The sequence below is a fragment of the uncultured Lactobacillus sp. genome, assembly GCF_945290125.1.
GTDB classification, from domain to species: domain Bacteria; phylum Bacillota; class Bacilli; order Lactobacillales; family Lactobacillaceae; genus Lactobacillus; species Lactobacillus rizhaonensis.
Window position 1 is genome coordinate 1 of the sequence record NZ_CALYQV010000079.1, and the last position, 7,241, is coordinate 7,241.

Sequence of the window (7,241 nt, forward strand, 5' to 3'; positions counted from 1 at the left end):
AATTTATTAAATATGGCACAATGGCTGAAACACCGGATCTTTTGATTGGTAGCTGATCAGACAAAAACAGTAATGCTGGAAATAATTAATATAGGCGAGTCCATCATTTATTTTAAAAGACTTGAAGAATATCTCTTCAAGTCTTTTTTTAATTTTTTCACACTAGCCAAGATGATTCACACTTTGAAATTATAAAAATTTTTTGTTTAATTACAAGGTAGAGTAAATGAACTAATCCTAAAGCTAAAACATTAATCTCTTATTTAAGAACGTGTTTTCACAGTAAATGAGCGTGAAAAAATCAGCTGAAGTGTTAATTACATAAGTTACAATAATTATGAAATCGGTTTATAACAAAATGATGAACTAGAAAAAGAGGCTAGTATGTTAAAAGAAAAGATTTTGAAATACTTAGATGTTCAAACTAAAACTATTGATTTGGATCACCTTGGTAATCAGTTTACGGCTGGAGGTATTGCTAATAAGCTCAAGGCGAAGCGTAATACAGTGAGCTTATATTTAAATCAATTAGTTAACGAACACAAGCTAATCAAGATTCGAACACGACCCGTTCATTTTATCCACAGAGCAAGATTTGAAAAAGACAATTTTAAATTGAAAACTAGTGTATACCAATCAGTAGCTCAAATTGAAAAAGAAAATGATCAAAAGGATCTTTTGAAGAGTTTTACCCAAATAAATCCTAGTCTAAAAGAAAGCATTGAACGAGTGAGAGCTGCGATCTTATATCCAAATGGTGGCCTTCCTTTGCTTATTACCGGAGAAAGTGGCACCGGTAAAAGCTATTTAATAGGCTTAATTGCAAAGTTTTGCCGAATGCATAAATTAATAAAGAAAGATGCACCATTTATTACTGTTAATTGTGCTCAGTATGCGGATAATCCAGAATTGCTAACCAGTAATTTATTTGGTTATAAAAAAGGTGCGTTTACGGGTGCCGATGAAGATCACCCAGGAGCCTTTCTCGAGGCTGATGGCGGAATTCTATTTTTGGACGAAGTTCATCGTCTTGGACCTAAGGGGCAAGAAAAGCTTTTTACTTATCTAGATAGTGGACTAATTTATCCGGTGGGAGAAACTAAAAAGGGCAAAAGGGTTAGTGTCAGACTATGTTTTGCGACCACAGAAGATCTAGAAACTGGTTTTTTGACAACTTTCATGAGAAGGATTCCCGTGAAAATCACTTTGCCGTCTTTGAGTCAAAGGAGTAAGGAAGAACGACTCAATTTAGTTTATACCTTATTGAACAATGAACAAAAGAAAATTGCAAAGCCCTTATTAGTCAGTGATCAGGTTCTGGATATGCTAGCTAACTATCAACCAGCTGGAAACATTGGAGATCTTAAAAACGCAGTTAAACTGACAATTGCACAAGCTAATGCAGAGCAAAAAGATAAAGATAATATTTCTTTAACTGCCTATAATTTACCTGCTAACGTTTTAATAAAAAGTAAAAGAGAATCGTATCTTACTCCAGCAAAAGCAGTAAAAATAACTAATGAGACGGCAATTGACGATTTGATTGCCCGTAATTTTCCGGAAAAGAAAATTTTTCTTCATAGCTTAGAGCAGCTGCTTACCATTTATGAGCAAAATGGCAGTAATTTAAATAAATGTGAATCAAAACTAAAACAAGTAGTATATCAATTATTTGATACGATGCTATTTGAAAAGGACAACAGTAAGCAAATTCCACTGCTATCTTACGTCATTAATAGTGTTAAGCGTCTATTTGACCAGTTAAAAAATGCATATCAATTAAAGATAAGCGGCAACGCTATCTATGCAATTAGCTACTATTTATTTGAACGCCAGAAAATTCAATGGGGGACTGCCGATGTTAAAAATAAACCTGCTTTACAAAAATTAAAAAAGGATGTTCAGAGGCGTTATTCTGATGTCTATCTTTATGTAACTAAACTGATTAGTCTGATTAAGGGTAACTTGGACATTGAACTGAATGAAGCCGACTATATTTTTCTAACCATTTATTTAAATAAATTGGAAATTATTACTAAAACCGGACTGGGTAAGGCAATTGTAATTTCTCATGGTTACGCCACAGCAGGAAGTATTGTAAACGTAGTTAATCGTCTTTTGGGTGTTCATACATTGGACGCCTTCGATATGCCTATTAATGTTAGTACCCAGCAGATTGCTAATCAGATTATTGACTATAGTGAAAATAATGATATCACGCATGGTTTGATTATTCTAGTAGACATGGGCTCCTTAAAAGAAATTGAAACGCTGTTTCCCCGACAAATTAACGCGCCAATTTTGTTAATGAATAATGTTTCGACGCTGCTAGCTCTTACTGTTGGTGAAAGTATTTTAAAGAAACGCAGTTTTCGTGAAATAAGCAAATTAGCGAAAGAAACGAGTAAATTAGACATCAAACTGACTTATCCTGAAAAGCATAAGCAAAAAGCCATCTTGACTACCTGTTATTCTGGTATTGGTACCGCTACCCATGTGGCACGCCTTTTGGAACGTTGCTTGCCTGACAACAAAAAAATTAAGATTATTCCTTATGATTATCAAGCCCTGAAAGATTATCATAAAGTCCAAGTCGTTAAAAAAATGTATGACATTATTGGAATAATTGGTACAGAAAATCCAGAAATTGATGGTTTGGACTTTATCTATTTAGAAAAAATCCTCTCCGATAAGGGAACAGCTAAGCTCAGAAACTGGTTGGGATTAGTGTTTACTGGAAAAGAGATCGATACCATTTCAAATAATCTTGTTAAGAATTTTTCTTTGGAGCAGACAATAAACATGGTTACAATTCTTGATGTTCCTAAGGTTATCGAAAATATTACTATTTGTATCCAAGAACTAGAGCGGCGATTTTCCTTATCTTTATCTAATCAAAAGAAATTTACGTTATATGTTCACGTCAGTTATCTGATTGAACGTTTAATCAGAAAAGAGGGTAACAACATTAATCTTGAATTTGAAAAGGAATTTACCAAGCGACATATGAATGATCTAGATAAAATTAAAGCCGCTTTTAGTGTGATTAGTGATAATTATAATGTGAAAATCCCCACTTCAGAGCTAATTTATGTTGATCAAATTATTTTTAATTCTACTGAAAAGGCATAGAGCGCAATAATTTATGCTCCTTTTTTAAAAGATCTCATTTACTTGGCACAAAAATTGCTAAGTAGAAAGTAAGTTAAATATTTTTGATAACTATGAGGAGGATTTATAGTGAACGTACAGTTTTGGCAAATAGCACTAATTGTGTTATATGGCTTCTTTATTAATTACGACAAGAACGGCTCAATGCTGGGAACGTCGCAACCAGTTGTCGCTGGTTTTCTGGTTGGATTAATTTTGGGCGATATCAATACTGGTTTGTATATTGGTGGAACTCTGCAATTAATGACACTGGGTATTTCAAGTTTTGGAGGTGCATCAGTACCTGACTATCAAACAGCTGCTTTAATTGGTACTTATATTGCGATTACCACTGGTCAGAAAGCTGCGATTGGAATCACATTGGCTATTCCAGTTGCAATGCTAATGGTTGAACTAGACGTTTTAAAGTGGACTGTCAATATTTACTTTCAAAATCGGGCTGAAAGATATGCGGACGAAGAAAAATACAATAAAATTGAACTTATGCAGCTTTGCGGTGTATTTACTACAATGCTTGTTTCAGGGTTGCCTGTTTTGTTAACAGTTATTGCTGGACCAACATTAGTTAAGAGCATAATTGCTTTTATTCCGCAATGGGTAACTGGAGGTCTTACGGTTGCCGGTAATTTGCTGCCAGCACTCGGAATTGGTTTATTATTGCGTTATTTACCTGTTAAAAGCTATTTTGGTTATTTAGTAATTGGGTTTATTGCAGCTGTTTACCTAAAGATGACTATCTTAGGAATTGCTTTAGCAGGTGCAGCCGTTGCACTTATTTTATATAGAAGAAACAATGAAGAATTGAATACAACTCAAACTATTGGGGGCGTAAATGACGATGAATGAGCAAGTTAGTAACAGAACAAAAAACCGTGTTTTATTTAGATGGATTTTAAATGGTGGGGCATCACTAAACTATGAAAAAATGATGGGGCTATCATATACATATTCAATGTTACCGTTTTTAAAAGAAAACTATAAAGACGATCCAAAAGGACTGAAAGAATCTGTCAAAACTCATTTGCAATTTTTTAATACTAATCCTTATTTAGCTCCCTATGTTTTAGGGATGAACATTGAAATTGAGGAACAGGAAAAAGAGAGTAGTTTAAAGACAATAGCAGGTTTAAAAACAGGTCTTATGGGTCCGTTAGCTGGTTTAGGAGACAGTGTTTTTGTAGTTATTCCTTGGACAATTTTTGGCGCAATTGCCGCAAATATGGCATTGAGTGGCAGTCCAATAGGAATATTTCTCTGGTTTATTGTCACTTGGTTTCTGCGTGGATTGGGAATTCCATTGTATAAAGCCGGAATGAAATCAGGGACAAGCCTGTTAACCTCTATTGAAACTAAAATGAAACTGATCACGGAAAGTGTTTCTATTTTAGGTTTGATGGTTGTTGGTGGCCTAATTCCAACAGTTGTAAAGCCAAATTTAGCGCTTAGTTTTAAGCAAGGTTCTTTAAAATTAACGGGTAACCAAATTTTGGATCAGATTATGCCGGGCTTATTACCAGCAGCCCTGGTATTTGGCGTATATTACCTATTAGGTAAAAAAATTAAGCCAATTTATATTATTTTAATCATCATTGTATTATCAGTTGGCTTGTATGTTCTTGGAATTATGAAATAGAAACCTAATAAAAGGAGAACTTTAAATATGGAAGGAATAGTTCATATTAGAATTGATGATCGTTTGATACATGGTCAAGTAGCAACGTTATGGACAAATGAGTTAAGCATAACAAGAATAATGGTTGTGAATAATGAGGTTGCTGCTAATGAGGTACAAAAAACTATGCTTAGGATAGCTGCTCCATCTAACGTCTCAACCTCATTAATTTCGGAAGAAAAAGCCGTCACAAATATAAAAGGTGGAAAATACAAGGGGCAAAGGGTACTAATGATAGTTAAAGATCCAGAAACTATTATTAGACTAATGGACAGCGGCCTAGATATTAAAAAAATAAATGTTGGCAATATGTCGACCCGAGAAAATACACATCATATTAAGCCGAGCGTAAGTATTACTCCGGAAGAAGAAAAAGCTTTTCATCAACTACTAGATCGTGGTGTAGAAATTACGGCAATAATGGTTCCGACTGATAAAAAGGTGTATTTAAAAGACATAATTTAGTTATAAAGGGGAGAAAAGAATTGTTTAAAATTATTATTGCCTCACATGGCTGCTTGGCCGAAGCGATGAAAAAGTCCGTAAAGCTTTTCTTTCCTCAAGAAAACGATCTTGTTACGGCAAGTATAGGTGAGGATGGATTAGTTCCTTTTCAAGCTCAATTAGATAAAATTTTTGACAACTTGAAGGGACAAAATGTATTGTTTTTGGTCGACTTATCATATGGAACACCATTTAATGAAATTGTTAAAAGAATGTCTCTTCTTGGAAAAGACTCTGATATTTTAGCTGGGGTAAGCATGGCAACCTTAATAGAGGCAATAAACTTGCGCAATCAAAAAATGGAAATTAAGAAAGTCGTTCCTAAATTGATTGAAGCAAGTCAATTGCAAAGTTATTCTGATAGGTTGGCAACTGTCGGAAATGATGATGACGAATAAAGATAATAAAAGTAGTAAATTTTGACTACTTTTATTATTTATTTCATGTAAATAATTGAAAGTAAAAAGATATTTATGAAGTTAATTGATAAAGCAAATGAGACTTTAAAAAGCAATAACATTCCTAGGTATAAGTTCCATTTGACTGCTAACTCGGGCTGGTCTAACGATCCCAATGGGTTAATTTATTTTAAAAATCATTATCATGTTTTTTTTCAAAATAATCCGTTTGCCCAGAATACTAGCCAAATTTTCTGGGGGCACTTTGTTTCCACTGATCTGATTAAATGGAAACAAGTAAAATTCGCGTTAGCCCCTAATCAGGAATATGATGCCGATGGCTGCTTTTCTGGTAGTGCTATTGTTATCAAAAATAAATTAATTTTAGTTTATACTGGTCATAAAAAAATTGCAGATTCTTATTTGGAAACAGTTTGTCTGGCTGAAAGCGAAGACGGAATCCAGTTTAAAAAAATAACCAATAATCCAATAATTCTTCCAAATTTTGAAAATAATACTAAGCGATTCAGAGACCCTAAGATTTTTTCTCAATCCGGTTTTTACTATATTTTAATTGGCGGTGAAAGCCGCAAGAAAAAGGGACAATTACTTTTGTACAGAAGCAAAAGTATTTATCAAGGTTGGGAATATATCGGTAAAGTTGAAAATAAAAGCTCTGATTTTGGTAATATGATTGAATGTCCTGATTATTTTGACATTGCAGATAGGACAGTAATTATTGGCTCACCTAAAGGAATTAAAACAAGCGAAAAGCATGGCTTTGACGCCTGTTATTACATTGAGAAGTTTAATTTTAATAATGGTCAGCTGCCACTTGGCAAAAAGCTTGATTATGGCCGGGATTTTTATGCGCCTCAAACTTTGTATAATCCACTCAATAATGAAAGGCTATTAATTGGCTGGTTCGGATTGCCTGGAGAACAAGAAAAAGAATCAGAATATCATTTTAATAGTATTGGGGCATTAACGATACCCAGAAAAATATCTGAGAGAGATGGTATTTTGATAACCGAACCGGCTTCAGAATACTTAAAGCTTCGACGTGGACACAACAAAAAAGTAGAAAAAAATAAACAATACTCGGTACAGTCTGAATTTACTTTTAGTAACATAACAAACTCATTTTCATTAAGAATATTTTCAAAAAAAGCAGAATATTTTTTGAAGTTTGAGAACAATGTTTTGATAGTAAGAATTACTGATATGATCGAAGAACGCGTAGATAAAGTTGTTGGCCTAAAGCAAATCAACTTTTTAGATCTGTTTATTGACAATGGTTTAACAGAACTTTTTATTAATAAAGGTGAAAAAGTAGTTAGTAACAAATGCGAGTTTATGTCAAAAACTATAAAAATTGATACCGATTGGTCAGATAAAGTGATAGGCTTAAACTATAGTTTAAAATCAATTTACGAGTAAAAAAGGAAAACTAAATGTTATTAGGATCAATTGAAGCTGGCGGTACTAAATTCGTG

General features: G+C 33.6%; 6 protein-coding genes. All 6 read left to right on the forward strand.

The window, feature by feature from the left end; all coding sequences use genetic code 11:
* Positions 1–384: 384 nt before the first annotated feature.
* The 6 genes from Q0K80_RS09470 (at position 385) to Q0K80_RS09495 (ending at position 7,185) form a co-directional block, all read left to right on the forward strand.
* Complete coding sequence (locus tag Q0K80_RS09470) at positions 385–3,132, forward strand: sigma 54-interacting transcriptional regulator (protein WP_294605749.1); 2,748 nt, start codon at positions 385–387, stop codon at positions 3,130–3,132.
* Positions 3,133–3,240: 108 nt separating this feature from the next.
* Positions 3,241–4,017 carry a PTS sugar transporter subunit IIC gene (locus Q0K80_RS09475; RefSeq protein WP_103752304.1) on the forward strand — a complete coding sequence of 259 codons (777 nt, stop codon included), beginning with the start codon at positions 3,241–3,243 and terminating at the stop codon, positions 4,015–4,017.
* The gene (locus Q0K80_RS09480) at positions 4,010–4,804 is read left to right on the forward strand and encodes a PTS system mannose/fructose/sorbose family transporter subunit IID (protein WP_220235464.1); all 795 of its coding nucleotides are present in this window, start codon (positions 4,010–4,012) and stop codon (positions 4,802–4,804) included. Before Q0K80_RS09475 ends, Q0K80_RS09480 begins: the two co-directional genes overlap by 8 nt.
* A 27-nt stretch (positions 4,805–4,831) precedes the next feature.
* Complete coding sequence (locus Q0K80_RS09485) at positions 4,832–5,308, forward strand: PTS sugar transporter subunit IIB (RefSeq protein ID WP_294605752.1); 477 nt, start codon at positions 4,832–4,834, stop codon at positions 5,306–5,308.
* Positions 5,309–5,328: 20 nt separating this feature from the next.
* Positions 5,329–5,745, forward strand: coding sequence for a PTS sugar transporter subunit IIA (locus tag Q0K80_RS09490; protein WP_103752307.1), 417 nt, complete (start codon positions 5,329–5,331; stop codon positions 5,743–5,745).
* 75 nt (positions 5,746–5,820) lie between these two features.
* Positions 5,821–7,185 carry a glycoside hydrolase family 32 protein gene (locus Q0K80_RS09495; protein WP_103752308.1) on the forward strand — a complete coding sequence of 455 codons (1,365 nt, stop codon included), beginning with the start codon at positions 5,821–5,823 and terminating at the stop codon, positions 7,183–7,185.
* Positions 7,186–7,241 lie beyond the last annotated feature (56 nt).

Excerpts from the sequence above, each read along its gene's own strand:
- Q0K80_RS09470 (WP_294605749.1), top strand. The coding sequence starts at position 385 with ATGTTAAAAGAAAAGATTTTGAAATACTTAGATGTTCAAACTAAAACT.
- Q0K80_RS09480 (WP_220235464.1), top strand. The coding sequence starts at position 4,010 with ATGAATGAGCAAGTTAGTAACAGAACAAAAAACCGTGTTTTATTTAGA.
- Q0K80_RS09485 (WP_294605752.1), top strand. The coding sequence starts at position 4,832 with ATGGAAGGAATAGTTCATATTAGAATTGATGATCGTTTGATACATGGT.
- Q0K80_RS09495 (WP_103752308.1), top strand. The coding sequence starts at position 5,821 with ATGAAGTTAATTGATAAAGCAAATGAGACTTTAAAAAGCAATAACATT.